Origin of the sequence: Frankia sp. Cppng1_Ct_nod (assembly GCF_920656135.1) — a bacterium.
Taxonomy (GTDB): domain Bacteria; phylum Actinomycetota; class Actinomycetes; order Frankiales; family Frankiaceae; genus Protofrankia; species Protofrankia meridionalis.
In genome coordinates this window covers 52,043-77,954 of the sequence record NZ_CAKKTK010000013.1, presented here as the reverse complement: position 1 = coordinate 77,954, position 25,912 = coordinate 52,043, and the positions used below count along the sequence as shown (strand labels likewise).

Annotated in this window: 24 protein-coding genes; 11 read left to right on the top strand and 13 right to left on the bottom strand. The window is 68.2% G+C overall.

All coding sequences use genetic code 11. From position 1 onward, the window contains the following. The coding region (locus NBW77_RS06505) for a hypothetical protein (RefSeq protein WP_250279415.1) at nt 1-196 on the bottom strand (196 nt) is incomplete at its 3' end. A 139-nt stretch (nt 197-335) separates the two neighbouring features. Beyond that, nucleotides 336-1,508: an acyl-CoA dehydrogenase family protein gene (locus NBW77_RS06500; RefSeq protein WP_131744885.1), complete on the bottom strand. Its 1,173-nt coding sequence runs from the start codon at nt 1,506-1,508 to the stop codon at nt 336-338. Between the two features lie 210 nt (nt 1,509-1,718). Here NBW77_RS06500 and NBW77_RS06495 point away from each other — a divergent pair, with 210 nt between their 5' ends. Genes NBW77_RS06495 through NBW77_RS06485 form a run of 3 tightly spaced genes read left to right on the top strand, consistent with a single transcriptional unit; the run spans nt 1,719 to nt 4,920 of the window. Further along, on the top strand, nt 1,719-2,870 hold the full coding sequence (locus NBW77_RS06495; protein ID WP_131744886.1) for an acyl-CoA dehydrogenase family protein: 1,152 nt from the start codon (nt 1,719-1,721) through the stop codon (nt 2,868-2,870). A gap of 29 nt (nt 2,871-2,899) precedes the next feature. Further along, nucleotides 2,900-3,676 (top strand): enoyl-CoA hydratase/isomerase family protein, encoded by a 777-nt coding sequence (locus tag NBW77_RS06490; RefSeq protein WP_250279414.1) that lies wholly within the window; start codon nt 2,900-2,902, stop codon nt 3,674-3,676. Then, complete coding sequence (locus NBW77_RS06485) at nt 3,673-4,920, top strand: CaiB/BaiF CoA transferase family protein (protein ID WP_131744887.1); 1,248 nt, start codon at nt 3,673-3,675, stop codon at nt 4,918-4,920. The genes NBW77_RS06490 and NBW77_RS06485 overlap by 4 nt, the downstream gene beginning before the upstream one ends. 22 nt (nt 4,921-4,942) lie before the next feature. Here NBW77_RS06485 and NBW77_RS06480 read toward each other — a convergent pair whose 3' ends face one another. The 3 genes from NBW77_RS06480 to NBW77_RS06470 form a co-directional block, all read right to left on the bottom strand. Continuing rightward, nucleotides 4,943-5,698, bottom strand: a complete 756-nt coding sequence (locus NBW77_RS06480) for a FadR/GntR family transcriptional regulator (RefSeq protein ID WP_131744888.1) — start codon at nt 5,696-5,698, stop codon at nt 4,943-4,945. Nucleotides 5,699-5,897: 199 nt separating this feature from the next. Continuing rightward, nucleotides 5,898-7,013 (bottom strand): acyl-CoA dehydrogenase family protein, encoded by a 1,116-nt coding sequence (locus tag NBW77_RS06475; protein ID WP_131744889.1) that lies wholly within the window; start codon nt 7,011-7,013, stop codon nt 5,898-5,900. Nucleotides 7,014-7,156: 143 nt separating this feature from the next. After that, nucleotides 7,157-7,906 (bottom strand): SDR family NAD(P)-dependent oxidoreductase, encoded by a 750-nt coding sequence (locus NBW77_RS06470; protein ID WP_131744930.1) that lies wholly within the window; start codon nt 7,904-7,906, stop codon nt 7,157-7,159. 319 nt (nt 7,907-8,225) lie between these two features. Here NBW77_RS06470 and NBW77_RS06465 point away from each other — a divergent pair, with 319 nt between their 5' ends. Next, nucleotides 8,226-9,668, top strand: a complete 1,443-nt coding sequence (locus NBW77_RS06465; RefSeq protein ID WP_250279413.1) for an OB-fold domain-containing protein — start codon at nt 8,226-8,228, stop codon at nt 9,666-9,668. 1 nt (nt 9,669) lies between these two features. Next, nucleotides 9,670-10,872: an acetyl-CoA acetyltransferase gene (locus NBW77_RS06460; protein ID WP_131744890.1), complete on the top strand. Its 1,203-nt coding sequence runs from the start codon at nt 9,670-9,672 to the stop codon at nt 10,870-10,872. A gap of 61 nt (nt 10,873-10,933) precedes the next feature. Here NBW77_RS06460 and NBW77_RS06455 read toward each other — a convergent pair whose 3' ends face one another. Continuing rightward, nucleotides 10,934-11,851: an acyl-CoA thioesterase gene (locus NBW77_RS06455; protein ID WP_242605507.1), complete on the bottom strand. Its 918-nt coding sequence runs from the start codon at nt 11,849-11,851 to the stop codon at nt 10,934-10,936. 379 nt (nt 11,852-12,230) lie between these two features. On the opposite strand from NBW77_RS06455, the gene NBW77_RS06450 reads away from it, so the two are divergent. The 5 genes from NBW77_RS06450 to NBW77_RS06430 all read left to right on the top strand — a co-directional run bounded on the left by NBW77_RS06450 (nt 12,231) and on the right by NBW77_RS06430 (nt 16,224). Then, nucleotides 12,231-12,803, top strand: a complete 573-nt coding sequence (locus NBW77_RS06450; protein ID WP_207386777.1) for a nuclear transport factor 2 family protein — start codon at nt 12,231-12,233, stop codon at nt 12,801-12,803. Next, nucleotides 12,800-14,257 (top strand): class I adenylate-forming enzyme family protein, encoded by a 1,458-nt coding sequence (locus NBW77_RS06445; RefSeq protein WP_131744891.1) that lies wholly within the window; start codon nt 12,800-12,802, stop codon nt 14,255-14,257. Before NBW77_RS06450 ends, NBW77_RS06445 begins: the two co-directional genes overlap by 4 nt. Beyond that, a complete protein-coding gene (locus NBW77_RS06440) occupies nt 14,254-15,234 on the top strand; it encodes an LLM class flavin-dependent oxidoreductase (RefSeq protein ID WP_165485771.1) in 981 nt (326 codons plus the stop codon). Before NBW77_RS06445 ends, NBW77_RS06440 begins: the two co-directional genes overlap by 4 nt. Before the next feature lie 82 nt (nt 15,235-15,316). Then, a complete protein-coding gene (locus NBW77_RS06435; RefSeq protein ID WP_131744893.1) occupies nt 15,317-15,805 on the top strand; it encodes an FAS1-like dehydratase domain-containing protein in 489 nt (162 codons plus the stop codon). Further along, on the top strand, nt 15,805-16,224 hold the full coding sequence (locus NBW77_RS06430; RefSeq protein ID WP_131744894.1) for a MaoC family dehydratase: 420 nt from the start codon (nt 15,805-15,807) through the stop codon (nt 16,222-16,224). Before NBW77_RS06435 ends, NBW77_RS06430 begins: the two co-directional genes overlap by 1 nt. A gap of 143 nt (nt 16,225-16,367) precedes the next feature. Here NBW77_RS06430 and NBW77_RS06425 read toward each other — a convergent pair whose 3' ends face one another. From NBW77_RS06425 to NBW77_RS06415, 3 genes are all read right to left on the bottom strand, one after another. Then, complete coding sequence (locus tag NBW77_RS06425) at nt 16,368-17,150, bottom strand: SDR family NAD(P)-dependent oxidoreductase (RefSeq protein ID WP_131744895.1); 783 nt, start codon at nt 17,148-17,150, stop codon at nt 16,368-16,370. Between the two features lie 80 nt (nt 17,151-17,230). After that, nucleotides 17,231-17,752 carry a MaoC family dehydratase gene (locus tag NBW77_RS06420; protein WP_131744896.1) on the bottom strand — a complete coding sequence of 174 codons (522 nt, stop codon included), beginning with the start codon at nt 17,750-17,752 and terminating at the stop codon, nt 17,231-17,233. A gap of 49 nt (nt 17,753-17,801) precedes the next feature. Next, the gene (locus tag NBW77_RS06415; RefSeq protein ID WP_131744897.1) at nt 17,802-18,623 is read right to left on the bottom strand and encodes an enoyl-CoA hydratase/isomerase family protein; all 822 of its coding nucleotides are present in this window, start codon (nt 18,621-18,623) and stop codon (nt 17,802-17,804) included. Nucleotides 18,624-18,904: 281 nt separating this feature from the next. Here NBW77_RS06415 and NBW77_RS06410 point away from each other — a divergent pair, with 281 nt between their 5' ends. Continuing rightward, on the top strand, nt 18,905-20,134 hold the full coding sequence (locus NBW77_RS06410) for an acetyl-CoA C-acetyltransferase (RefSeq protein ID WP_250279412.1): 1,230 nt from the start codon (nt 18,905-18,907) through the stop codon (nt 20,132-20,134). Nucleotides 20,135-20,244: 110 nt separating this feature from the next. Here the strand turns inward: NBW77_RS06410 and NBW77_RS06405 are convergent, their stop codons facing one another. From NBW77_RS06405 to NBW77_RS06390, 4 genes are all read right to left on the bottom strand, one after another. Further along, nucleotides 20,245-21,711, bottom strand: a complete 1,467-nt coding sequence (locus NBW77_RS06405; RefSeq protein ID WP_131744898.1) for an aldehyde dehydrogenase family protein — start codon at nt 21,709-21,711, stop codon at nt 20,245-20,247. Next, nucleotides 21,711-22,823 (bottom strand): Zn-dependent alcohol dehydrogenase, encoded by a 1,113-nt coding sequence (locus NBW77_RS06400; RefSeq protein ID WP_131744899.1) that lies wholly within the window; start codon nt 22,821-22,823, stop codon nt 21,711-21,713. The genes NBW77_RS06405 and NBW77_RS06400 overlap by 1 nt, the downstream gene beginning before the upstream one ends. A 97-nt stretch (nt 22,824-22,920) precedes the next feature. After that, nucleotides 22,921-24,639, bottom strand: a complete 1,719-nt coding sequence (locus tag NBW77_RS06395) for an N-acyl-D-amino-acid deacylase family protein (RefSeq protein WP_131744900.1) — start codon at nt 24,637-24,639, stop codon at nt 22,921-22,923. 54 nt (nt 24,640-24,693) lie between these two features. Continuing rightward, complete coding sequence (locus NBW77_RS06390) at nt 24,694-25,902, bottom strand: amidohydrolase family protein (RefSeq protein ID WP_131744901.1); 1,209 nt, start codon at nt 25,900-25,902, stop codon at nt 24,694-24,696. Nucleotides 25,903-25,912 lie beyond the last annotated feature (10 nt).

The following is a 25,912-nucleotide window of genomic DNA, read 5'->3' as shown; positions in this document are numbered from 1 at the left end:
GGTTTACCATTCGGGCACCGCCGTCGATGGGCGGCGGTGAGTCGTCATACCGACTCGCGGCGAACTCGCCACGGCCGGTCCGCCAGGTTAACGGTATACCGTTGCCTGAGTTGCGCGTAGGCGGATTGGTCGCCTCGCTACCGTCGGTTGTGACTTCGATAGCGCTGCCGTCGGGCAGTGGCGCAACCGCCTTCACGTCTTTCCGCCGAGGCAGACACTTGATCTGGGCGATCTATACAATTTTCTTGATCGCTTCTTTTTGGGGGATGAAACGCTGCTGAAGAAGTACCGGCGGGCCATCGGTCGCTGAGTAAAATGGGGCGTTGTGGTTCCCGTCAGCGTGGTTCCTTGGGCAGGCCGAGGACCTGTTCGCCCAGGATGTTGTGCTGGATCTCGACGGCGCCGCCGTAGATCGTCTCGGCCCGGGAGTTGAGGAAGCTCGCCTGGAACAGGCTCAGCTTGTAGTCCTCCCCGACCAGCATGGAATCGGCGCCGGTCGCGTCCATCAGCAGTTCCCCGAAGTCGCGGTGCCAGGTGGACCAGAACAGCTTCGAGATCGAGGATTCCGGTCCGGGGTGCGCGTTCGCGACCGCCCGGCTGATCGTGCGGATGTTCATCGCCTGCATGACCCGCAGGCCCACGTAGGCGGACGCTATCCGGTCGCGCAGCACCGGGTCGGCCGGGCGGGACTTCACCAGGTCGATCAGTGCCCGCATCTCGCGTTCGAACCCGGCCTGGAAGGGCAGCACGGTGGTGCCCCCGCGCTCGTTGCCGAGGGTACCCATGACCACGCGCCAGCCACCGTTGACCTCGCCGACGACCAGGTCCTTGGCGGTGCGGGCGTCACTGAGGAAGACCTCGGCGAACTCCGTCCCGCCGGCCATGTTCCTGATCGACCGGACCTCGACGCCGGGCTGGTGGCGGGGCACGAGAAGCATCGAGATCCCCCGGTGCTTCGGCGCGTCCGGGTCGGTGCGGCACAGGACGTAGAGCCAGTCGGCGTATCCGCCGAACGTCGTCCATATCTTCTGACCGTTGATCACCCATTCGTCGCCGTCGAGTTCGGCGTGGGTGCGCAGGCCGGCCAGGTCGCTACCGGCGTCGGGCTCGCTGAAGCCCTGCCCCCAGAACTCCTCGACCTGTGTGATCTTCGGGAGGAAGCGGGCCTTCTGCTCGGGGGTACCGAACGCGAGCAGGGTCGGCCCGAACAGGTCGCGGCCGTGGACCCCCACCCAGTACGGTGCCTGCGCCCGAGCGTGCTCGACCTGGAAGATGATCTCCTGGGCCAGGGTCCCCCCGCGGCCGCCGTACTCGACCGGCCAGGTGATGTTTAGCCACTTGTCCTTTGCGAGGAGCTTCTCCCACTCCAGGCGGAGCTCCCAGGCGGTGTCGTCCGCCGGGCCGCCGACGCCCAGGATGCTCCGGAAGTCACCGGTGAGATGATCGGCCAGCCACGACCGTGCTTCCTCCTGGAACTGCCTGTCCTGCGCTGTGACGGCAATGTCCATCCGCTACCTCGCCCACTCGCGCCCGGACGGGCGTCCCCGGTCGGTCTCCATGTACAAAACGTATAAAAAGTTAGCTGATAACTGGGGGCTGTGGCAAGTCGGGCACGATCCGGGGCCGCGGACCGGACCGGTTTCGTCCGCAAAGGTGCTCCCTCGCGCCACCCCGACAAGCTATGGTTAACTGATTTAGCTGATGGGAGAGGTGCTGTCGTGGACTTTGACCTGACGGACGAGCAGCGCATGCTGGCGCAGACCGCGCGGGACTTCGTCTCGCGCACCTGTCCCCCGCGGGTGGCCAAGGAATGGGACGAACAGGGCATCCTGCCGAAGGAGCTCTTCCGAGGCATGGCGGACCTCGGCTGGTTCGGCCTCCCGCTGCCGGAGGACAGCGGCGGGGGCGGCGGCACCGCGCTCGAACTCGTCCTGCTCGCCGAGGAGCTCGGACGGGCGAGCCTCGACATCGCCATGTGCTATTCGGGGACCTTCATCCCCGGGCTCACCCTGCTGAAGTGGGGCACCCAGGCGCAGCACGGCCGCTACCTGCCAGGCATGCTCGACGGCTCCGAGCGCTTCGCCATCGCCATGAGCGAGCCGGACGCCGGCTCGGATGTCGCGGCGCTGCGCACCACCGCGGTCGACCACGGCGACCACTTCGTTCTCAACGGCCAGAAGGCATGGTGCACGGGCGCCGGCCTGCCCGGCACGACCATCGCGATGTACGTGCGCACCGATTCGTCCGTTCCCAAGCACGAGGGGCTGTCCCTGGTGCTGGTCGATCCCGCGACGCCGGGCCTGGAGATCCGCCGGACGCCGACGCTGGCCCGCCACATCCTCGGAACCAACGAGGTGTTCCTGCACGACGTGGTCGTACCCCGGGAGAACCTGGTGGGCCCGCTGCACGGCGGCTGGAAGGTCATGCTTTCCGGGCTCGACCTCGAGCGCGTGCTCATGAGCGGCGCATATGTCGGCGTCGCCCAGGCCACGCTCGACGAGACACTGGATTACTCCAAACAGCGCCAGCAGTTCGGCCGGTCGATCGGCAACTTCCAGTCGCTCTCGCACGCGCTGGCCGACCTCCAGGTCGAGATCGACTCCGCGCGGCTGCTGTCCTACCGGGCCGCCTGGCTGCACGCGCAGGGCCGGCCCTGTTCCCGCGAGGGCTCCATGGCCAAGCTCAAGGGGTCCGAGACCTACGTGTCGGCGGCCCGCTGGGGCATGCAGATCCTCGGCGGCCACGGTTTCGCCACCGAAAGCGTGATGAGTTTCCGCTGGCGCGAGTCCATCGTCGCGCCCATCTCGGGTGGGACCAGCCAGATCCAGCGCAACGCGATTGCGCGCAGTATGGGCCTTCGCAGCTACTGACGATCTTCCAGGAGAGGCAGTCACTGAACATGGTGAACTACGACTTCGGGGGCGTTCTCCTCGTCGAGTCGGACGGACCGGTGCGCGTCGTCACGCTGAACCGGCCGGATGGGCTGAACTCGTTCGCCGACGGGCTGCACGAAGCCGTCGCCGACGTCTGGCAGCGTATCGCCGGTGACCGGGACGCCCGCGCCGTGGTACTCACCGGTGCCGGTCGCGCCTTCAGCGCGGGTGGTGACATCCCGGGTATGCGCCAGCAGATCGCCGACCCGGAGGTCCGCCGCCACTCGATGCGCGAGGCGCGGCGGCTCGCCGATGAGATCGTCCGCTTCCACCTGCCGGTGGTGGCGGCGGTCAACGGCCCGGCGGTGGGCCTCGGGGCGACCATCGCCGTCATGAGCGACATCGTCCTGATCGCGGACACCGCCTTCCTGGCTGATCCACACGTACAGGTGGGCCTGGTCGCGGGCGACGGCGGCGCGGCGTTCTGGCCACTGGCCACGAGCATCCTGCGGGCCAAGGAGTACCTGCTCACCGGTGACCGCATCCCCGCGGACCAGGCTGTCGCCCTCGGCCTGGCCAACCGGGTGGTTCCGGCCGCCGATCTGCTGGCCGAGGCACGGCGGGTCGCGCACAAGCTCGCGGGGCTGCCTCCGCAGGCTGTCCAGGACACCAAGCGGGCGATCAACCTACACCTGGCTCAGGCCGCCCGGCTGGTCCTCGACTTCTCCCTCGCGGCCGAGGGCGAGTCCTTCACCACCGAGGAGCTGCGCCGCAACGTCGAGAGTTTCAAAGCCAAGTCATGACCGCTCCGCCTGAGGGCCTCCGGCGGAGCGACGCTGTTTTTTCCGCGCCGTCGGAGGCCCGTCTTCCCGGGCCACTCGACGGCCTGCTCGTGGTGGGACTGGAGCAGGCCGTCGCCGCACCGCTCGCCACCCGTCACCTCGCGGACCTCGGCGCGCGGGTCGTGAAGGTCGAGAACCCGCGTGGGGGCGACTTCGCCCGTGACTACGACCAGGCGATGAACGGTCTTGGTGCCCACTTCGTCTGGCTCAACCGGGGGAAGGAGTCCCTGGCCCTCGACGTTAAGAAGCCTGCCGGGGCCGAGGTCCTCGCCCGCCTGATCGAACGGGCGGACGTCGTCATCCAGAACCTCGCGCCCGGTGCGGCCGCACGTCTCGGAGTGGCAGCCGGTCAGGTGGTGCAGCGCCATCCCCGGGCGGTGGCCGTGGACATCTCCGGTTACGGAGAAGGCGGGCCGCTGGCGGCAAAGCGCGCCTATGACCTGCTCGTGCAGTCGGAGACCGGCTCGTGCTCGGTGACCGGGTTCCCCGGACAGCCCGCGAAGCCGGGGATCCCGCTCGCCGACGTCGGCGCCGGCATGTACGCGTACTCCAGCGTGCTTGCCGCTCTCCTGGCCCGGACCCGTACCGGCCAGGGCGCGGCGATCTCGGTCAGCCTGTTCGACGCGGTCGCCGAATGGATGGGCTACCCGATGTACTACACCCTCGGAACCGGGATCGAGCAGCAGCCGAACGGGATGAGCTCACCGTCCGTCGCCCCGTACGGCGCATACCGGACGGCTGACGAGCAGGTGCTGGTGGTCGGGACGACGAACGACCGGGAGTGGCAGCGGCTCGCGGTCGACGTGCTCGGCCGGCCGGACCTCGCAGCCAACCCGTCGCTCGCCGGTAACGCCGACCGGGTCCGGGAACGGGCACACGTCGATGCGGCGCTGGGGGAGTGGGCGGCTGGGCAGACCCTGGACAAGGCGCAGGCCCGGCTGGACGAGGCGGGGATCGGCAACGCGCGGCTGAACTCGGTGAGTGACCTCATCGCGCATCCGCAGCTCGCCGCCCGGGACCGGTGGCGCGAGATCGACTCGCCGGTCGGCCCGTTGCGCGCGCTCCTGCCGCCGCCGGTCTCGCCGCAGTGGTCGGTGCGGATGGGGCCGGTGCCCGCTCTGGGCGAGCACACCGACGACGTACTTGCATATCTGGGCTACGACCCGGCGCAGGTGGGGGCACTGCGCGAGGCCGGCGTCGTCTGACACCGCCATCCCCGGTATGGGGTCAGCTGAGGAGATCGAGGACGGTCCGCTTGTCGGTGTCCTCCAGGAGGATCTTCCCAATCGCGGTGAGGTGCCGGCGCCAGAAGGCCTCAGCCTCATCGGCCTGGTTGTTGCGGATGAGTACGACCAGTTTGGCGTTGGCTCGATGTGCCTTGCCGACGAGCGCCCGTTGCTGGTCGGGGTCGCTGGTGCGTGCAATGTGCGAGGAGACGGTGGCGGACTCGACGATCCTGTACAGCATCCCGACGAGGAGCCGCAGCGTGCGATTGCCGGTGAGTTCGACGACGAGGAGATGGAACTCCACATCGGTGAACATGAACTGCTCGTGGTCCGCGAGGGCGTCCTGGCATCTCGCCAGCGCTTCGTTGAGACGGTCGAGGTCCTCGGCTTCGTGCCGGTCCGCGAGCAGGCTGGCCGCTCGGGACTCCAGCAGGGCGCGGGCCTCATAGACATCGGCGAGCGTGGTGCCGCGGTACTGCAGGATCGCCCCCGCGTACCGGGCGGCGGTGTCTCCGGTGGGAAGGTGGACGCGTGCGCCGCCGCGGGCTCCCCGCCTGACACTGATCAGTCCTTCTGACTCCAGGACCCGAAATCCCTCACGCAGGGTCGGACGGGAAACCCCGAAACGTTCCATGAGTACCGCTTCGGACGGCAAGGCGGTACCTTCGTCGAGCTTCCCGAGAATGATCTGCCGACGGAGATGACTGGCGACGATCTCGCCCGCCTTGGGGACACGGACGCGGTCTTCGGTCGCCACGGATACCTCCTGCTCGTTGGCACCGACGCGGAACGGGAGGGTTACCCGGTGATGGTGTCGGAGGCGGGTAATCAGACGGCCCCTGTGCGGTCGCTCAAATAATAATCTATCTGACCAGGCGCATGGCCGTGTCTCCGGGTGACACGGCCATGCCTGGTCACACGCGCTTTCGGTGGAGGACCCCCAAGGGGGCAGGGGACTAGATCCCGATTCTGCGGGCCAGCTGTTCGCGATGGTAGGCGGGGTCACCGAACAGCAGCTGCGAGGTCTTCGCTCGTTTGAAGTACAGGTGCGCAGGGTGTTCCCAGGTGAAGCCGATCCCCCCGTGAACCTGGATGTTCTCGGCCGCACAGTGGAAGAACGCGTCCGAGCAGTAGGACTTCGCCACACTGGCCACGACAGGGAGCTCGTCATTGCCCTCGGCTGCGGCCCACAGGCCGTAGTACGCGGCCGACTTGGCCGACTCCACGTCGAGCAGCATGTCGGCGCACTTGTGTTTGATCGCCTGGAAGGAGCCGATGGGTCGGCCGAACTGTACGCGGATCTTGGCGTACTCGACGGACATCTCAAGAACCCGCTGAGCGCCGCCCACCTGCTCGGCGGCAAGGCCGACGGCCGCGGTATCGAGTACCCGCGACAGGGTCACCTCGCCGTCGCCGTCGCCGCCTACGAGCCGGGCGGGGGTGCCGTCGAAGTCGAGCCTGGCCTGCTTGCGGGTGAGGTCCATGGTCGGCAGCGCGGTCCGGGTAAGGCCGGGGGCGTCCGAGGGGACGGCGAAAAGACTGATTCCGGCGTCGGTGCGGGCAGCTACCAGGATGAGATCGGCGGTGTGGCCGTCGAGGACGTAGGTCTTGGCACCGGTCAGCCGCCACTCGTTGCCGTGCCGGGTCGCGGGAAGCGTGATTCCGTCAGCGTCCCACCTGCCGGACTCCTCGGTAAACGCGAGCGTGGCCCGGGTGTCGCCGCTGGCGATGCCCGGCAGGTAGTCCTTCTGGGCCGCGTCGTCACCGCTGGCCACGAGCGTCGTCGTCGCGAGGACGACGGTGGAGAAGTAGGGCGCGCACAGCAGTGCGCGGCCCGCCTCCTCCAGAACGATGCCGACCTCGACGAACCCGTAACCGGCACCGCCGTGCTCCTCGGGGATGGCAAGGCCGGTCAGGCCGAGTTCGCCTGCCAGCTTTGCCCAGACGCCCGGGTCATAACCCTCGGTGGTCTCCATGAGCAGCCTGACCTCGGACTCCGGAGAAAGATCCTCCAGGAAGTCACGCACGGCACGGCGTAGCTCTTCCTGCTCCTCGCTGAAGGCGAAGTTCACGGCAGCTCCCGGCTACAGACGATATTCCAGACGAGAGTACAATTAGTAAGCTAATTCTGCAACATATGGACTGAGTCTCACGACAGGACCACGTGATGCCGGCGGCCGGGTAATCGGTCTCGTCCTCGGATCCTGTTGCCAGGTCACGTCATGGTCAGGCCGCCGCTGACGGACAGCGTCTGCCCGGTGATATAGCCCGCGGCGGGCGAGGCCAGGAACGCGACGGCCGGTGCGATGTCGCTCGGCTGCCCGATCCGCTTCATCGGCACCGCACGCGCGAGCGAGTCATACAGGCGCTGGCTGACGTCGGCGACCTGGTCGAGAAGTGCGGTGTTCGTCGGTCCGGGGCAGACCGAGTTGACCGTGATCCCCGCCGATGCGGTCTCGCGTGCGAGCGCCTTCGCGAAGGCGATGACCCCGCCCTTGGTCGCCGAGTAGACGACCTCGCCGGACGAGCCGACCCGGCCGGCATCCGAAGCGATATTGATGATGCGACCTGAGCCGCGCTCCAGCATGCCGTCGAGGACCGCGCGGCTGCAGCGGATCGTGCCGAGCAGGTTGACGTCCACCAGCCGCAGCCAGGTGGCCTCGTCGCTGTCGACGAACGGTCCGATCACATCGACGCCGGCGTTGTTGACGAGGATGTCGACAGGCCCCAGCTGGGCCTGTACCGCATCGACGGCAGCAAGGACGCTTGCGGTGTCGCAGACGTTGAGGGTCACGCCGATCGCGCGTCCGTCCAGTTTGTCCGCAACCACCCGGGCGGTGTCGCCGTCAAGGTCGGCGACCGCGACCGCCGCGCCTGACTGCGCGAGCGCGGCGGCAATCGCGGCTCCGATTCCGCGGGCCGCTCCGGTCACGATCGCGACCTTGCCCTCAAGTGCCTCGGTCATGGGGCGTTCCTCTCCGTCATCCAGGCCTCCGGCGACGCGAAGGAGCATGATCGCGCCGCCTTTGGCCTCTGTCGTCCAGGCCTCCGGCGACGCGAAGGGTGATGATCTTTACTATCGTATAACTGTTTCTGGTTGGCGGGCAGGCTTGTCGGACGTACTCGTCGAGGTTGGGGTGGGGTCCGTGAGCGCTTGCCCGGCATCAGAAGTCGTGTAAGTATCTTACTTATTATGTGTCCTCTGCCGTAATGTGGAAGTGCCTGGTTCGCTCCACGTCCGTCACGGCAGAGCGCTCAGCTCGCCACACTGCGTCGGGAGAACGATGTCGGGTCTACTTGCCTACGGTGCCTATCTGCCCTATCACCGGCTCCAGCGCAAGGCCGTGGCCGCCGCGCTTGGTGGCCGTGGTGGTTCCGGTACGCGGACGGTGGCCTCCTTCGACGAGGACACGACGTCCCTGGGCGTGGAGGCGGCGCGCGTGGCGCTGCGCACGGTCGTCGCCACGGCCGGTCCGAAGCAGCTGTTCTTCGCCACGACAGCACCTGCCTACCTCGACAAGACCAATGCCACGACCATCCATGCGGCCCTGGGCCTGGACGAATCCGCGCTGGCCGTCGACATGGTCGGTGCGGTGCGCTCCGGGGTGGGGGCACTGCTCGCGGCGAGCTCCGCGACCGAGCCGACGCTGGTTGTGCTCTCCGACATCCGGACCGGTCTTCCCGGCGGTGCGGACGAGCGTGACGGTGGTGACGGTGCCGCGGCTCTGCTCGTGGGGCCGGGGACGCCGGACGCGCCCGTCGTCGCCGAGATCCTCGCCAGTTCCGCGGCAACCGAGGAGTTCCTCGACCGGTGGCGTTCGCCTGGCGACGACCACTCACGGGTGTGGGAGGAACGCTTCGGTGAGTCCGTCTACGTCCCGCTGGCGGACCGGGCATTCGCCGACGTCCTGAAGAAGGTTGACCTGACCCCTGACCAGGTCGATCATCTCATCGTGACCGGTCTGCACGCCCGGGCGGTCGGCTCCTTCACCCGGCGGGCGGGGGTCCGGGCCGACGCTGTCGTGGACAACCTGGCGAAGACGGTCGGCAACACCGGGACCGCACACTTCGGCCTGCTGCTCGCGGACACCCTCGACCGGGCCGAGGCCGGCCAGACGATCGTGGTTGTCGTACTCGCGGACGGAGCGACCGCGGTGGCGCTGCGTACCACCGAGGCCCTGCCCGCGCGCCGGGCCGCGCTGTCGGTGGCAGCGCAGGTCACGGGCGGGCGCGACACCCTGCGTTACGCCGATTTCCTGAACTGGCGGGGCCGGCTTACGACGGAACCGCCGCGACGCCCCGATCCCGACGCCTATGCCGCTCCGCCGGCCGGGCGTAACACCGACTGGAAGTACGGCTTCACCGGTTCCCGCTGCGAGGACTGCGGCACCCGGCATCTGCCGCCCGCCCGGGTCTGCCGTTCGTGCGGTGCCGTGGACCACATGACGCCGGAACGCCTCGCTGACACCTACGGCACGGTGGCAACCTTCACGATCGACCGACTTGCCTTCACCCCGAGCCCGCCGCTGGTTGCCGTGGTCGTCGACATCGACGGCGGTGGCCGGTTCAAGTGCGAGTTGACCGATGTCGACCCGGATGACGTGGCCATTGGTGACCGGGTCGAGATGACCTTCCGCAAGGTGAACACCGCGCGAGGTATTCATAACTACTTCTGGAAGGCCCGCCCCGTGCGGGCCGCGGGCAGTACCAAGGGGCAGGAGGCCTGAGATGGCATCAAACGGGATCAGGGACAAGGTTGCCATCGTCGGCATGGGCTGCACGACGTTCGGTGAGCGGTGGGATTCGTCCGTCGACGACCTGCTGATCGAGTCCGCTCAGGCGGCGTATGCCTCGGCCGGGCTCTCCCGGGACGACGTCGACGCCTACTGGCTCGGCACGATGGGTTCGGGTAACTCCGGGCTGACTCTTTCGCGCCCACTGCGGTTGCCCTACAAGCCGGTTTCCCGACTGGAGAACTACTGCGCCACCGGTTCGGAGGCGCTGCGTAATGCCTGCTACGCCGTGGCGAGCGGTGCCTACGACATCGCCATGGCGATCGGGGTGGAGAAACTCAAGGACTCCGGATTCTCCGGTCTGGTCGGCTCAGCCCCGCCGTCGGACGGAACCGGTTCGGAGACCACCGCACCGGCGAACTTCAGCCTGCTCGCGCCTGCCTACGCCAAGAAGTACGGCGTGGACACCGACGAGATGAAGGACGTCCTGACCCGTATCGCGTGGAAGAACCACGTCAACGGCGCGAAGAACCCGCGGGCGCAGTTCCGCAAGGAAGTGGCCAAGGACGTCATCTGCAACGCGCCGCTGGTGGCCGGCCCACTGGGTATCTTCGACTGCTCCGGCGTCAGCGACGGGTCGGCGGCGGCGATCGTGGTGCGGGCCGAGGACGCCCACCGCTACACCGACAAGCCGATCTACGTCAAGGCGCTGTCGTTCATCGCCGGGCCGGCCACGGGTAACTCCGACCCCGACTACGACTACACGTCTTTCCCGGAGGTCGTCGCCTCCGTCACGGATGCCTACGCCCAGGCAGGTGTGACAGATCCACGGGCCGAGATCGCCCTCGCCGAGGTGCACGACTGCTTTACTCCCACCGAGCTCGTCCTCATGGAGGACCTCGGCTTCGCCGAGCGCGGGTTCGGCTGGAAGGAAGTGCTCGCCGGCACCTTCGACCTCGATGGCGATCTTCCGGTGAACCCGGATGGCGGTCTGAAGGCGTTCGGGCACCCGATCGGGGCGTCCGGGCTTCGGATGATGTTCGAATGCTGGTTGCAGCTGCGTGGCGAGGCTCCGTCGGAGCGCACGATCTCGTCGATCGCCGCGGGCAAGAAGCTCGGGATGACGCACAACCTCGGCGGTGGGCCGGGCGAGTGCGTGTCGTTCGTATCGATCGTCGGTTCTGAGCCGTCCGCCTGAAAAGGTACTGACTCCGGGATCCTGCGCGGTGAGGCTGGTGCTGCCGCGCAGGATCCCGGCTTCAGCGAGCCGGGCGCAGCAGACCCTCCTGCGCGATCGACGCCACCAGATTTCCGCCGGAATCGTAGACATGCGCCCGGACCAGGGCGTGACCACCTGACGCCACCGGACTTTCCCGGTCGTGCAGCAGCCACTCGTCGGCCCGGAACGGCCGGTGGAACCAGACCGCATGGTCAAGGCTGGACAGGCTGATCTCGCTGCTGCTGCGGGCGTGGGGTAGTAACGCCGTGCTCAGAAGATCGAGATCGGATGCGTAGGTGAGCGCGCAGACGTGCACGAGCGGATCGTCCGGCAGTCGGTGAGACGTCCGGAACCAGACCCGCTGCCGCGCATCCCGCGGCCCGCGCTCCGCCGCCAGCTCCGGGGGTTCCTCGACGTAGCGGACCTCCGCGGCGAACTGTTCGGTGCGGTACCACCGCATCCAGGGGGACGAGTCCCCGCCGGCGTCGCCGTACCAGTCCTCAAGCGTGCGGACCTGCTCCGGCGGTGGGACCACCGGCATCGGCTCGGCGTGTTGCGAGCCCTGCCCGCGCAGGTGGAACGAGGCGCTCAGATGGAAGATCGTCTCGCCGCGCTGGACGGCCACGACCCGGCGTGTGCTGTAGGAACGCCCGTCGCGGATGCGGTCCACCGAGTACACGACCGGCATCGCCGGGTTACCGGGCCGTAGGAAGTAGGCGTGCAGCGAGTGGACGGACCGGGTCGTCTCGACGGTGCGGCCCGCCGCGATCAGCGCCTGCCCTGCCACCTGACCACCGAAGAGCCGGCCGGGCAGTTCCCCGCCGCTGCTCCAGCCCCGGAAGAGGTCCGCGTCGATCCGCTCGAGGTCGAGGACGTCGACCAGGGAGTTCGGTCGCTGCCGTATGCCGGGTGTCTCCTGCTTGCTCCGTGCCCCGTTGGCGATCCGGGCGTCGACCACAGTGCTCTCCTTGTCTCCAAACAGTAAGGTAAATGATTTTGCTGTATAGGGAGAGGGGGTGCGAGAGTCGCGTGGGTCTCAGCGGGTCTCAGCGGGTCTCAGCGGGGATCGAACGTGGCCGGGTCGTGGCTCGCGGTCAGCGATTGCCGCTGCTCCCGCGTCGGGAGGCCCGGCGGGGGGAGGCCTGGCGGGAGGTCTGGAAATTAGTCGTCGCCTAGAAGGGTGACCAGCAACTATAATGCAACTCATTAAGCGCTTTACTGCCTGGGGTCGGCTTGGTCGTCCGGGTGGGCGCCGCCGCGGTGTGACGGCCGGGAAGGCCTGACGAACGGGACTTCCGCTCACCCGGGAGTGCCGGTGACCTGACCTGGAGGTGTCGGTGACGACGGACGACAAGGGGCTGCTCGCCCGGCTGGAGGAGGTGGAGGCCCGGCTCGAGATCGGGCAGCTGCCGATCCGGTACGCGCTCGCGGTCGACGGCCGTGACCTCGACGCCTGGGTTTCACTGTTCGAGCCGGATGTCAACTGTGGCCGACACGGCCGCGGCCGGGAGGCGCTGCGGGCCTACATAGCCCCCCAGCTGCGGTGGTTCTACCGCTCGGTGCACCAGATCTGCGGTCACCGCGTCGAGCTGCTGGACGCCGACAACGCCCGCGGGCAGGTGTACTGCCGCGCCGAGCACGAGATCGGTGATCGCTGGATCGTCATGGCCATCTGCTATTTCGACACCTACCGTCGGGTCGACGGGGAGTGGGTGTTCGTCCGGCGGGACGAACAGCACTGGTACTCCGCTGACATCTCCGAGCACCCGCAGGCGGTCGGGTTCGACAGCTGGGGCACGACCGGGGCACCGCCACCCCTGCCGCATTCGTTCCCGACCTTCGCGGGGTTCTGGGACGGTGTGGACACGACCGAGCTGACCTCGGGCCCCACCCGGACGACGCGGGCATGACCGCCGGGGACGGGACAACGTGGACGGCCCTGCTCGCCGATGCCTGGTCGGGCGCGGGCGTCGACCGGACGGCTGTGATCAGCGGTACGACGGTCTGGTCCGGCGCCGACCTGTTGCGGCATGCGGCGGGCGCGGCCGACTGGCTCGACAGCCTTGCCATTGCGACAGGAACCCGGCTCCCGGCTCTGGTTTCGACCACCCCGGACGCGCTCGCGCTGACCATCGCCGGCGCCGCCACCCGACGTCCACTCGCACCGCTCAGCACCCGGCTCACCGTCCACGAGCTCACCGCCTGTCTGTCGGGCCTTGCCGGCGACCTGCTGCTGGTGGAACCGGGCGCGCAGGAGCTCGGACGCGAGCTGGAGGCGGCGACCGGGCGTCGCGCTGTCGTCCACCCGGCGATCCCGCTGTCCGACCGCCCGCTGGTGGGTGCGGCGGACACGGATCCGCCGGGCCGGGAGGACACCGCCTTCATCCTGCACACGTCAGGTACGTCCGGGGTGCCCAAGGCGGTGGTCGTTGCCCAGGGCAAGCTCGCGGTGCGGACCCGGGTCAACGCCGCGAGCGTCGGTCTCGCACCCGGCGGCGTCTACGCCTCGGGCTCGCCGTACCATCACATCGCCGGCCTCGGCATGATCGCGGTTGCATTGGGAGCCGGGGCCTCTGTCGTCTGCGTGCCGCCCTTCTCTCCTGCCAACTGGCAGGATCTGGGCGGCCGCGGCACCACGCATGCCCTGCTGGTACCGACGATGATCGATCGACTTCTCGCCGAAGGCGCTCTTGCGCTACCGACACTGCGGGTGCTGCAGTACGGTGCATCCCCGATTCATCCGGACACGTTGCGTGAAGCAATGGCCGTACTCCCGGGTGTCGACTTCGTCCAGATCTTCGGGCAGACCGAGGGTTCCCCGATCACCTGCCTGAGCTTCGAGGACCACCGGCTTGCCGCCACAACCCGTCCCGACCTGCTGCGCACGGTCGGACGTGCCGCGGATGGCGTCGAACTGAAAGTGGTGAATCCCGGCGCGGACGGCAGCGGGGAGATCTGGGCTCGCGGTGAACACCTGTTCCGTCCTGAGGCGGACGGTTGGCTGCGCACCGGCGACCTCGGCCGGATCGACTCCGACGGCTACGTCACGCTGCTGGGCCGCAACGGTGATCGCATAGTGCGGGGTGGGGAGAACGTCGATCCGCTGGAGGTGGAGCAGGTCCTCAGCCAGCATCCGGAGGTCAGTGAGGTCGCTGTCGTCGGGCGCGCGGATCGTCGCTGGGGCCAGGTGGTGAAGGCGTTCATCGTCCCCGCGAACCCGGACGCGCCACCTGACGCCGAGGATCTACGGGGTTTCGCGCGGGCGGCCCTGAGCGGGTTCAAGGTGCCGTCCGAATGGGAGATGATCGAGAGCCTGCCGAGGAGTCAGGCCGGCAAGGTGCTGCGTCGGATGTTGGCCTCGTGACCGGCGTCGGTGGGACCGGCGTCGGCGGGGGAGCGGCCCCGGTGCGGATCGGGGTTCGGCCGCCTCACCCGCTGCTGCGTAACGGCACCGAACGACTGCACGATGCTGCTCGTCGCATGCGCGAACTCGGGTTCGACCACGCCGTCGTCGGGGATCATGTGAGCTTCCGCGGTGGCTACGGCTCCGACGGGCTCATCCAGGCCACCGCCCTGCTGGTCGCCGCACCCGACATCACGGTACACACGGGAGTGTTTCTGCTGCCGTTGCGTCACCCCGTCCCGGTGGCGCGCCAGGTTGCCACCCTCGCCGCAATCGCGCCCGGCCGTTTCGTCTTCGGCGTCGGCATCGGAGGCGAGGACCGTGCCGAGGTCGAGGCATGCGGTGTGGATCCGGCAACCCGTGGACGCCGGATGGACGAGGCCCTCGCCATCCTGCGGGCTCTGCTGGCCGGTGAGGCGGTGACGGTCGACGGTGAGCACTTCCGGCTGCGTGAGGTACGGGTGTCACCGCCACCGCCGGGCGGCGTCCCGATAGTGATCGGTGGGCGGTCCGCAGCCGCCGTGCGCCGCGCGGGCCGTCACGGCGACGGCTGGCTCGGCGTGTGGATCTCCCCGGACCGTTTCGCCTCGGTCGTCGCGGACGTCGACCACACGGCGGTCTCCTCGGGCCGGCACGGGGTGGTCTGGCGTCATGGGCTGCTCGCCTGGTGCGGTTTCGGCCGGTCGGTGGAGGCCGCGGGTGCGCTGGTGTCCCGGGCGATGGAAGATTTCTACGGTGTCCCGTTCGAACGCTTCTCGAAGTACGTGCCCCGGGGGACACCACAGGATGTGGCGGAGGCACTGGCGCCCTATCTCGAGGCCGGATGCCGTGATGTGCATCTGTTGCCGGTAGCGGGCGACGAGGACGAGGCTCTGGAGTCCGCGGCGGAGGTGCGTCGACTGCTCCTGAAACGTCATCACCAGCCCACGGGTGACTAAATGATAGTAATAATTGAACTACTGGGTCGCTGAGATCCTCAGTCACCTGTTACCAACGACCAGGAGTGGACGAGGAGTATCCGTGGAGCAGTTCACGTTCCCGGTGGAGGCCGGTCACATCTTGCTCTTCGCGCGCTCGGTGGGGGATCCCAATCCCATCTACCACGATGAGGAGCAGGCCGGGAAGTCCGAAGTCGGTGGGATCATCGCGCCGCCGACATTCGTCCAGGCCGCCAGCCAGTACGACCCCGATTATCACCTGCGGCCGCGCATCGGTGAGCCGTGGTTCGGCTCAGGGCGTACGCCCAGTGGCGTGTCCGAACCCGCTTCCGGCGGCGGTCGCCTGCACGCCGAACAGCACTTCGAGTACTTCCGGCCGCTCCGGCCGGGCGATGTGCTCACGGTGACGTCGACCCCCGGCAAGACCTGGGAGAAGACGGGGCGGCGCGGCGGCAAGCTGGTGTTCGAGGAGCACGTCACCGAGTATCGGGACGCCGCCGGCGAGCTTGTCGTCCGGGCCCGTGGCGTCGGAGTGCGGCCGGAGAAGCCGGTCGAGCAGGAGGCGAACTGATGGCTCTGCGCAGCGCCGAGATTGCCGTGGGAGAAGTCCATGAGCAGGTGCTCGTCGACGACCTGACACGAACACAGATCGTGCAGTACGCGGGCGCGTCCGGGGACTACAACCCGTTGCACACCGACGACGTGTATGCGCGTGAGGCGGCCGGCTATCCGGGTGTGTTCTCGCACGGGATGCTGGTGATGGGCCTGACCGCGCGTGCCGTCACCGACTGGGTGGGCGATGGTCGTCTCACCCGGTACGGTGTGCGGTTCAAGAGCCAGGTCTGGCCGGGCGACCGTCTCACCGCCCGGGTCACCGTCGCCGGTCTGCGCGACGACGACGGTGTCGGGCTGGTCGACCTCGATGTGGTGACGCTCAACGAGCGGGGCGAGGAGGTCATCGCCGGCTACGCAACGGCCCGCGTGGACTGACGGGGCACTGCGGCGAAGCCGTCCATCCAGAGGTTTCCCATCCTCCGGGATCACCGCGAAGGTGATCCCGGAGCCATCCACGGTGACCAGCCACGCCAGGCATGGGTCCCCGGATCATCGCGAAGCGATTATCCGCGAAGCGATTATCCGGTGGGAGCCTTGCGCCCGAGTTCGTCGAGCAGGGTCTGGCTGTAGGCGATGCGCCCGGTGATGTCGCCCTCGACGAGTGCGAGCGCGGCTTCGGCTATCACCGAGGAGTCCTCGATCGGGAAGTCGGAAACAAGGTCGTGCGCGCCAGCACCGGGGGTCGCGACGTTGTCGAGCGGGGCGAGCGCGTTGGATCGTATCCCGTGGCGATGCCCTTCGGACGCGACTGCCGTCGTGAAGCGTTCCAGCGCCGCCTTGCACAGGCCGTAGACGGAGAAACCGCGTTCGAACATCGGGTCGTATGGCGGCCCCTCGGGGTGCAGGGCGGCCCGCGAGGAGATGTTGAGCACCCATCCGGCCCCGCGCTCGCGCATGCCGGGAAGAACCAGTTGGGTCAGCTCGAAAGGCGCCCACACCTGTACTTCGATCATGAGGCGGAAACGCTTCTCGCTGAACTCCTCGACCGGCGCGATAAAGGTGACGGCCGCGTTGTTGACGAGGATGCCGACGGGGCCGAACGCCTCGACGGTCTCGGCGACGATGCGCCGCCGGTCGTCGGCGGAGGAGAGGTCGCCGCGGACGGCAATGGCCTCGTGGCCGGCGGACCGGATGCTCTCGACGGTCTCCTTGAGGCTGCCGGTGTATCGGGGGTCGGGTTCGAGGGTACGAGCCATCGCCGCGACCCTGGCCCCTTCGCTCGCGAGCCGCTGCGCCACCGCTGCTCCGATGCCGCGGCTTGCCCCGGTGACGAGCGCGACCTTTCCGTCCAACGTCCCCACGGATCCTCCTTGACCATATGGAGGAATCCTCCCGACATATGGTCCAAATAGTTATGTTTGAGTGACTACTGGTATGTCAATCAGTGGCCGACGCCGTCGACCGCGGTGAAGTCGCGTCCACGGATCATGCGCGTGGGGGTGAACACCAGGACGTCCACGCCGTGTTGGTTGCGTACTGTCACTCGACTGGCCACGATGCCGCGGCCGGGCTTGCTGGTCGGGCGGGCGGACAGCGTCTCGACGATCGCGTGCAGGGTGTCGCCCACGTAGGTGGGGCCCTTGACCACCAGGTCCATCGACAGAAAGGCCAGGCCTGTGCCGTGCAGCGCATTGGTCTGGAGGACCAGGCCCTCGGCGATGCAGTAGACGAAGGCCCCCGGTACCAGTCGGCCCTTGTAACCGCCGGCTGCGGCGTGGGTGGCATCGACGAACAGCGGCTCGTTGAAACCGCCCCACTGAATGAACGTCATGAGGTCGGATTCGGTGATCGTCCGCGAGGAGGTTCGAAACGCCGACCCCGGGACCATCTCCTCCCAGGTCATCCCTGGTGCCAGCAGGGGCACCTCGTTGCTCTTCGGCGTGGGGCCTTCGGTGTCGGTCATGGGCGCTCTCCCGGTCGGACGGCCTGCGGTCGGTCGGATTGCGGCACGGTCAGATCTCGGCACGGTGGCGCGCCTCGACGGCAACGAAGTCCGGCCGCCGCTTCTCCCGGATGGCGGCGATGCCCTCCTGCGCGGACGGGCTCGCGAAACCATAGAACTCGTGGGCGAGCGATGCTTCGAACGCGGGCAGCTGCAGCCGGTACCAGTGGTTGAGCGAGGACTTGGTCGCACGCAGTGCATCGGACGAGCCGGTCGCGAGCGATGTCGCCACCTCGAGACCGCGGGCGTGCACCTGGTCGTCGTCCACGGCGAGGGAGACCAACCCGATGCGTTCGGCCTCCTCGCCGGTGAGACGCTCGCAGGTGAGCAGGTAGTACTTGGCCTTGGCCATCCCGCACAGCAGTGGCCAGCACAGTACGGCGTGGTCGCCGGCGGCGACACCGAGGCGGGTGTGACCATCGACGATCGTCGCGCGTCGCCCGACCACTGAGATGTCGGCCATCATGCCGACCGCGAGGCCGGCGCCCACAGCGGGTCCGTGCATCGCGGACACGACCGGCTTGGACAGGTCGAGGACGCCGAGAACCATGGCCCGTGCCTCGTGCAGCACCCGGGTGCGCACCCCGGGGTTGTCCGCCATCTCCTGCAGGAGATCGAACGTGCCGCCGGCGGAGAACGCCTTGCCCTCGCCCTGGATGAGTACGACGCGGGTCTGCGGGTCGCGGTCGATGACCGGCCAGACCTCGGCGAGGTCACGGTGCATCCGGGGGTTGACGGCGTTGAGGTTGGGTGCGTCGAGCACGATGCGCAGAACGCCGAGCGCGGGTCGCTCGAAGCGCAGCGTCGGGAAGTCGTCGTATCGATCGCTCACGCGTGACTCCAGCGGTGTCGCGCCGCGGCCCGCGGCAGGGAGGGTCGGATCCGGTCGAATCTCGGGGTCGGTTCGCCTCGAGGCACGGTACTGCATGAATCGGCTAATGCGCTTACTAATTGAGTGTCGCATGTAGTGGCCCGCGGTGACGAGACCACGGGGTGCGGATCTCTGGCCGCGGCATCCGGAGCCCGGAGCCCGGAGCCCGACCGGAGTGTCGCGTTCGGATGCGACTCGTGACATCGTCTATATAAATAGTCGGATAATCCTGGAGGCTTGCTGTGAACGAGGCGTGGATCATCGACGGCGTGCGGTCGCCACGTGGCCGGGGCAAGGCGACCGGGTCGCTGCATCCGCTGCACCCGCAGGAGGTGCTGGCTCAGGTTCTCAACGCCCTGCGCGACCGGATCGGCTTCGACCCCGTCGAGGTCGATGACGTGGTCGCGGGCAACGGCTTCCAGTCCGGGGAGCACGGCTCCGACATCGGGCGGCTCGCGCTGCTGGCGGCCGGGTGGCCGGTCGAGACTCCCGGCTCGAGCCTGAACCGGTACTGCGGCTCCGGCCAGCAGGCGGTCACCTGGGCGGCGATGGGCATCCTGGCGGGCCATCAGGACCTGGTGGTCGGCTGTGGGGTGGAGTCGATGTCGCGCTGGCCGGCCGCTGAGGGTGTCGTGACACTCGACGCCGGTAACGCGCATCTGCGGGAGCTTTACCCGATGGTTCCGCAGGGGGTCAGCGCTGACCTCATCGCGACCCTGGAGGGTTTCACCCGCGACGACGTCGACGCCTTTGCCGCACTGAGCCAGGAGCGTTGCGCGAAGGCCGTGGCCGAGGGCCGGTTCGACGGCTCGGTTGTGCCGATCAGGCACCTCGACGGTAGCCTCGCCCTCGACCACGACGAGTTCCCCCGTCCCGCCACCACGGCGGCGACGCTCGCGAAGCTGCCGTCGTCGTTCGAGCAGATGGCGACCCAGGTGCTGGCGGGCTTCGACCGCTCCTTCGACGACATGTGCCGCGAGGTGTACCCCCAGGTCGGCGAGATCCGGCATGTGCATCATGCCGGTAACTCCAGCGGCGTCGTCGACGGCGCGTCAGCCATTCTGCTCGCCTCGCCGGAGTATGCGCGGGCCCACGGTCTGACGCCCCGTGCACGTATCCGAATGACCGCGGTGGCGGGTTCCGAACCTGTGATCATGCTGACCGCGCCGGGGCCGGCCAGCCTGCGCTGCCTGGCCAAGGCGGGTATGGAGGTGGGCGACATCGACCTCTGGGAGATCAACGAGGCTTTTGCCGCGGTCCCGTTGAAGACCATCCGTGACCTTGACCTCGATCCGGACCGGGTCAACGTCAACGGTGGGGCGATCGCTCTGGGCCACCCCATCGGGGCGAGCGGCCCGATGCTCATCCAGACGGTGCTGGACGAGCTTGAGCGGCGCGACCGCAACGTCGGACTGGTGACGATGTGCACCGGTGGCGGCATGGGCACTGCGACAATCATCGAGCGAATCTGACGCTGGCCGGCACGCGTCCCGGATGGTTTCTGCCCGGACTGGCCGTGGCGCTCCGCAAGGTGCCACGGCCAGGGCCTGGTCGTATGCGCTGTCGTCCAGCGCCGGCGTGATCAGGAACTTTTCGTGTCGCCGTCGGCTGCAAGGAAAATCGTTTTGTGCTCGAGGTACTCGTCCACGCCTTCCGGGCCGTACTCGCGTCCGTAACCGGAGGATCCGAACCCGCCGAAGGGTAGTGCGAAATCGATCGCGGCACCCTTGTTGATGACAACGCTGCCGCTGCGGATGCGGTCGGCGAGTTGCCGTGCCCGGCCGAGATCCCGGGAGAAGACGGCGCCGGACAGGCCGAACGGGGTGCCGTTGGCGATGGCGATGGCCTCGTCGAGGTCGGTGTAGGTGAGCACGGTGAGGACCGGGCCGAAGATCTCCTCCTGGGCGATCCGCGACGTCGGTGACACGCCTGTGACCAGCGTGGGGGCGACGTACCAACCCTGCCTGGTGTGCGGCGGTGGGCCACCTCCCGTGACCACCCGCCCACCCTCGTTCGCGGCGTCGGCTACGTAGCCGAGCACCCGGTCCCGGTGGCGCCGGCTGACCAGCGGACCTACCTGGGTGGCGGGATCACGGGGGTCACCGACGACCAGGGCCTCGAAACCGGCCCGCAGTGCGTCGACGAGTTCGTCGTGCCGCCGCTCGCTGACGAGGACGCGGCTCAGCGCGATACAGGCCTGCCCGTTGACCAGGGTGGCCGCGGCGACGACCGCGGCGACGACCTCGTCGATCGGGGCGTCGTCGCACACGATGCCGGCGGACTTGCCGCCCAGTTCGAGGCTGACCCGGGCCAGGTGGCTGGCGGCGGCGGCGGCGACCGCGCGACCGGTCGCGGTGCTGCCGGTGAATGCGATCTTGTCGATTCCCGGATGCCGGCTGAGGTGGTCACCGCCGACGCCATCGCTCGCCACCAGGTTCAACACGCCGTCGGGGATACCGGCGGCACGGGCGGCTTCGGCCACCGGATAGGTGTCGAGGCAGGTCTCCGGCGCGGGTTTGCAGACCACCGTGCATCCGGCGAGCATGGCGGGGGCGAACTTGTTGGCCGCCAGGACGAGCGGGCTGTTCCAGGCGGGAATGGCAGCGACGACACCGACGGGTTCCCGGGTGACGTCCGCCGAGGTGCCGAACAGGCCCGTCCGGCGCTCACGCATGGTTATCTGCCCGGCCAGTCCGACATGATAACGGACAAGGGCGATCATGCTGGCGGCTTCGGAATAAGCCGCCCGCCGTGGCAGCCCGATTTCGTCGAGGACGAGTTCGCCCATCTCCTTGCGGCGCACCGCGAGTTCGTCCGCGAACCGGGCAAGATGATCGGCCCGCTCCTCGAGCGTCATCCGGGGCCATGGGCCGGTGTCGAAGGCGTTTCGGGCCGCTGCGACAGCCGCGTCGAGATCGGACGATTCGCCGCACGGCGCGCTGCCGACGATACCCTCGGTAGCGGGGTTGACGACCGTGAAGCGCCGGTCGCCGGTCGCCGGTCGGAACCTTCCACCGATGAAGAACACATCATGCCTGACGGGGTGCATCAGCGGCCCAACTCGATCACTCCGCGAATGTTCCGCCCGTCCATCATGTCCTGATATCCCTCATTGATCTCGTCCAGCGAGTAGCGGCGTGTCACCATCTCGTCGAGTTTCAGCTGACCGTTGCGGTAGAGCTCCAGGAGCATCGGGATGTCCTGGTGCGGGTTGCAGAAGCCGAACAGGCATCCGACGACTTTCTTCGCGAAGGACGTGAGCATTCCCCCGGGCAGGCTGACCGTGATTTCCTCATAGCGGTCCGCTATCCCGGTGAGGACGAGGGTGCCGCCCTTGCGGGTCATCTCGTAGCACTGGCGGACGATATCCGGGGTGACCACGCCGACACACTGGATCACGCTGTCAGCCAGCACGCCCCGGGTGAGCTGCTGAATGTGGTCGAAGGCTTCGGAATGCTCTGTGAAGCCCGCATGTGCCCCGAGCTGTTTGGCGAACTCGTTCTTGAAGGGCACCGGATCCACCGTCACCACCGTCGCCGCGCCGGCCAGCAGCGCGCCCTGCACCGCGGCCGCGCCGATACCTCCGATACCGTAGACGACGACGACATCGCCCGGCCGGACGTTCGCCGCGCGGACCGCCGATCCCCAGCCGGTGGGCACGCCGCAACCGACAAGACAGGCGACGTCCAGCGGAGTGTCGTCCGGCACTTTCACCAGCGAATACTGGTGTGCGACGAAGTATTCGGAGAAGGCCCCGAGGGTACAGAAGGCGCCGATGCCGTTCTGACCCAGATGGAAACGGTAACTGCCGTCCGCGAAGGCTCCGGTGAGGGTGGTGGCGCCGGCGTCGCACAGATAGGACTGACCGGACGTGCACCAGCGGCAGTAACCACACACGGGAAGAAAGGAAGTCACCACCTTGTCGCCCGGCCGCAGCCGGGAGACCCCGGAACCGACCTCCCGCACCACGCCACCGCCTTCATGGCCGCCCACCAGCGGGAAGTGGAAGCCCGCGCCCTTTGCGAGATGGTCATCGGAATGGCATAACCCGGCGAACACGGTTTCGACCAGGACCTCGCCATCCCTGGGCTTGTCGAGCGAGAGCTCCTCCACGGACCAGGGCCGGCCTTTACCGTGCAGGACCGCGGCGCGAGTCTTCATCGTCATACCCTTCTGTGTTCCGGGCCGTCGGTTCAGGGGCAGGGCCGGTTCACCGGACTCCATCGGTTCACCGGACTCCATCGGTCCCGGAGGTGGGTCAGTTGAGGGACGGGGTCTCGGTGTCCCGGCCGGAGCGCAGGATCACCCCGGGGAAGTCCCCGGTGAACCTGCCGTCATGGGCGATCTCGACGCCGTTGACCAGGACGTGCTCGATGCCGTCGGCCTCACCGTAGAGACGGCCCGCGCCGGCGGGCAGGTCGAAGCGCGTCTCGGTGGGCTGGCGGGCTATGCGCGCCGCATCGAAGATCACAATATCGGCGGCGCCGCCGACCCGCAGACGGCCACGGTCACGTAGGCCGTAGAGGCGTGCCGGGACGTCGGTGATGAGGCGGACCGCCTCCTCGAGGGTCACGACCTGCTGCTCGCGCACTCCGTGTTGCAGCAGCATCGTCGAGTAGCCGAAGAACTCCACCATGTCGAGGTGGGCACCGGCATCGGAGGCCCCCACAACGGCACGGGGATCACGCCAGACCTGGGCGCGCGCCTGCCAGTCCTCCGGCCGCGCCTCACGATACGGGTTGCTGAACGTCGTCTTCAGCTCGTCGGCGACGACAATGTCCATCAGGACGTCGAACGGGTCCCGACCCTCTTCGGCGGCGATCTCGCGGACCTCCCGCCCGGCATATTGTTTGGTTTGCGGGCTGAACGTCTCGATGATGTGCCGCGAGCCCCAGTCGACGAGATGGCTGAAGGCGGAGGGCTCCTCCGCGCCGCGGCGCAACTCACGTCGGCGGTCGGGATCACGCAGGATCGCCAGCCGCTCCTCCCAGGGCAGGAAGAGAAAGTCATGCAGTCCGGGGACCTGGTCGAGGACGAAGCCGGCGCGGAAGGAGAAACGGGCCGGTGGGGTGTCCGGCATCGTCAGCGCGACGACCTTTCCCCCGCGGGACCGGGCGATGTCTCCGACCTCGAGCCTGGCGAGCGCATCGGGCAGGGTCTTCGCGTTGACAGCCAGGATGTTCCAGTTGAGCGGTCGCCGGGCCGTCACCGACATCCCGACCATGACATCGGTGATCTCCGGGCTGAAACCACCGCGCTGCGGGAGGACGGGGAGGAACTCCAGCGAGGTGCCTTCGAACTCGCCCGCCACCGCGGCCAGGGCGAACAGTTCCTCGGCGGGGGCGGCGCGGGACGGGACCGGTCGGCCGTCGGCATCGCTGTGACTGTGTGACCAGGTGGAGGAGAAGCCGAGACCGCCGGCGGCGATGCCGGCGCGCAGCAGCTGCTTCATCGTCTCGAGCTCGTCCTCGGTCGCCGGACGCTCGGTGGCCGCCGGCCCCATGGCCACCCGCCGGATGGCCGAGTGCCCGACCATGAAGCCGGCATTGACGGCAAGGGTGCCGTCGAGGCGGTCGAGGAACTCGGCGGTGGTGCGCCAGTCCCAGGGCACGCCGGCCCGCAGTGACTCCAGGGGCATGCCCTCCACCCGGGACAGCATGCGCATGAGGTAGTCACCGGCAGTGTCGTCGAGGGGGGCGACCGTGAACCCGCAGTTACCGCCCAGGACGGTGGTGACTCCGTGCAGGGGCGATGGGGAGAGGGTGGGGTCCCAGAAGCCCTGGACGTCGAGATGGGTGTGGATGTCGACGAAACCGGGGCTCACGATGAGCCCGTCCGCGTCGATCGTCCGGCGTCCGGCGTCCGGCACGGTACCGATCGCCACGACACGTCCACCGTCGATCGCGACGTCCGCCTGCCGGCGGGGGGCTCCGGTGCCGTCGACGACCTGACCCCCACGTATGACGATGTCGTGCACGGTTCCTCCTGGTAGAGCGCGATGCGGTCCGGCTGTGGGTGCGGGTGAGAACGCTTACGCGGTGATCCCGTACCGGTCGAGGCGGTAGCAGCGGATCGCGTTGCCACGGGCGAGTAGGTATGCCTCGTCCTCGCTGAGCCCCGCCTCGGTCACGATCTTCTCGAAGACCGCTTTCGAGTTCGGCCACGTCGAGTCGCCGTGCGGGTAGTCGGTCTCGAACATGATCTGTTCCATGCCGATGCGGTGACGCAAGGTGAGACCGATGGCATCGTCGAACACGCATCCGAAGACCCGACCGCGGATATAGCTGCTCGGCGGGCGCGACAGCCTGTCCTCCATGTTGCCATAGACCGGCCGTTGTTCCCAGACGCTGTCGAGCCGTTCCAGGATGAACGGCATCCAGCCGACCTGGCCCTCGCTGAGCGCTACTCGCAGATCCTGGAATCGCTCCAGTACGCCGCTGGTGAGCCAGTCCGCGAACGCGTGGGACGCGCCCTGGTAGGTCAGGGCGAGCGAGACCGCCCGCGGGGCGTCGACCGAGGTCATCGGAAACGTGGATGACGAGCCGATGTGCAGATTGAGCACGGTGTCGGTTTCTTCGCACGCGGCGAACAGGGGGTCCCAGTGGTCGGTGTGGATACTCGGGAGCTTCAACCGGGCCGGGTTCTCCGAGAAGCACACCGCGTGCGACCCCTTGGCCGCGCAACGGCGGACCTCCGCCGCTGCGAGGTCCGGGTCCCACAGCGGGATCAGGGTCAAGGGGATCAGCCGGCCGTACGCCTCGTCGGCGCACCACTCGTCGATCATCCAGTCGTTGTAGGCACGCACGCATGCCAGGCCGAGGTCGCGGTCGCCGCACTCGTGGAACGTCTGCCCGCAGAAACGCGGAAACGTCGGGAAACTCAGGCCGGCATCGGTGTGGTTGGCATCCATGTCGGCCAGCCGTGCCGTCCTGTCGTAACAGCCTGGCCGCATGTCCTCGTAGGTCATGGCCTCCCAGTGCTGCCCGAGATAGTCCTGGTCCTTGCCGGCCGCCGCGAAGCCTGGGATGATCTCCATCTTGACATCTCCGAACACCCAGATGTCAGCCCACAGCCCGTCCTCGGCCTCACGCCACTTGCTGCGGGCGTGCGTTCCGAAACGTCCCTTCATCCGCACCAGACGTGGACCGTCCTCCCGCAACCGGGTAGGCAGATAACGCTGCCACAGGTCACCCGGTTCCAGGACGTGGTCGTCGACAGAGATGATCTTCGGTGTGTCCATCCGGCTCCTC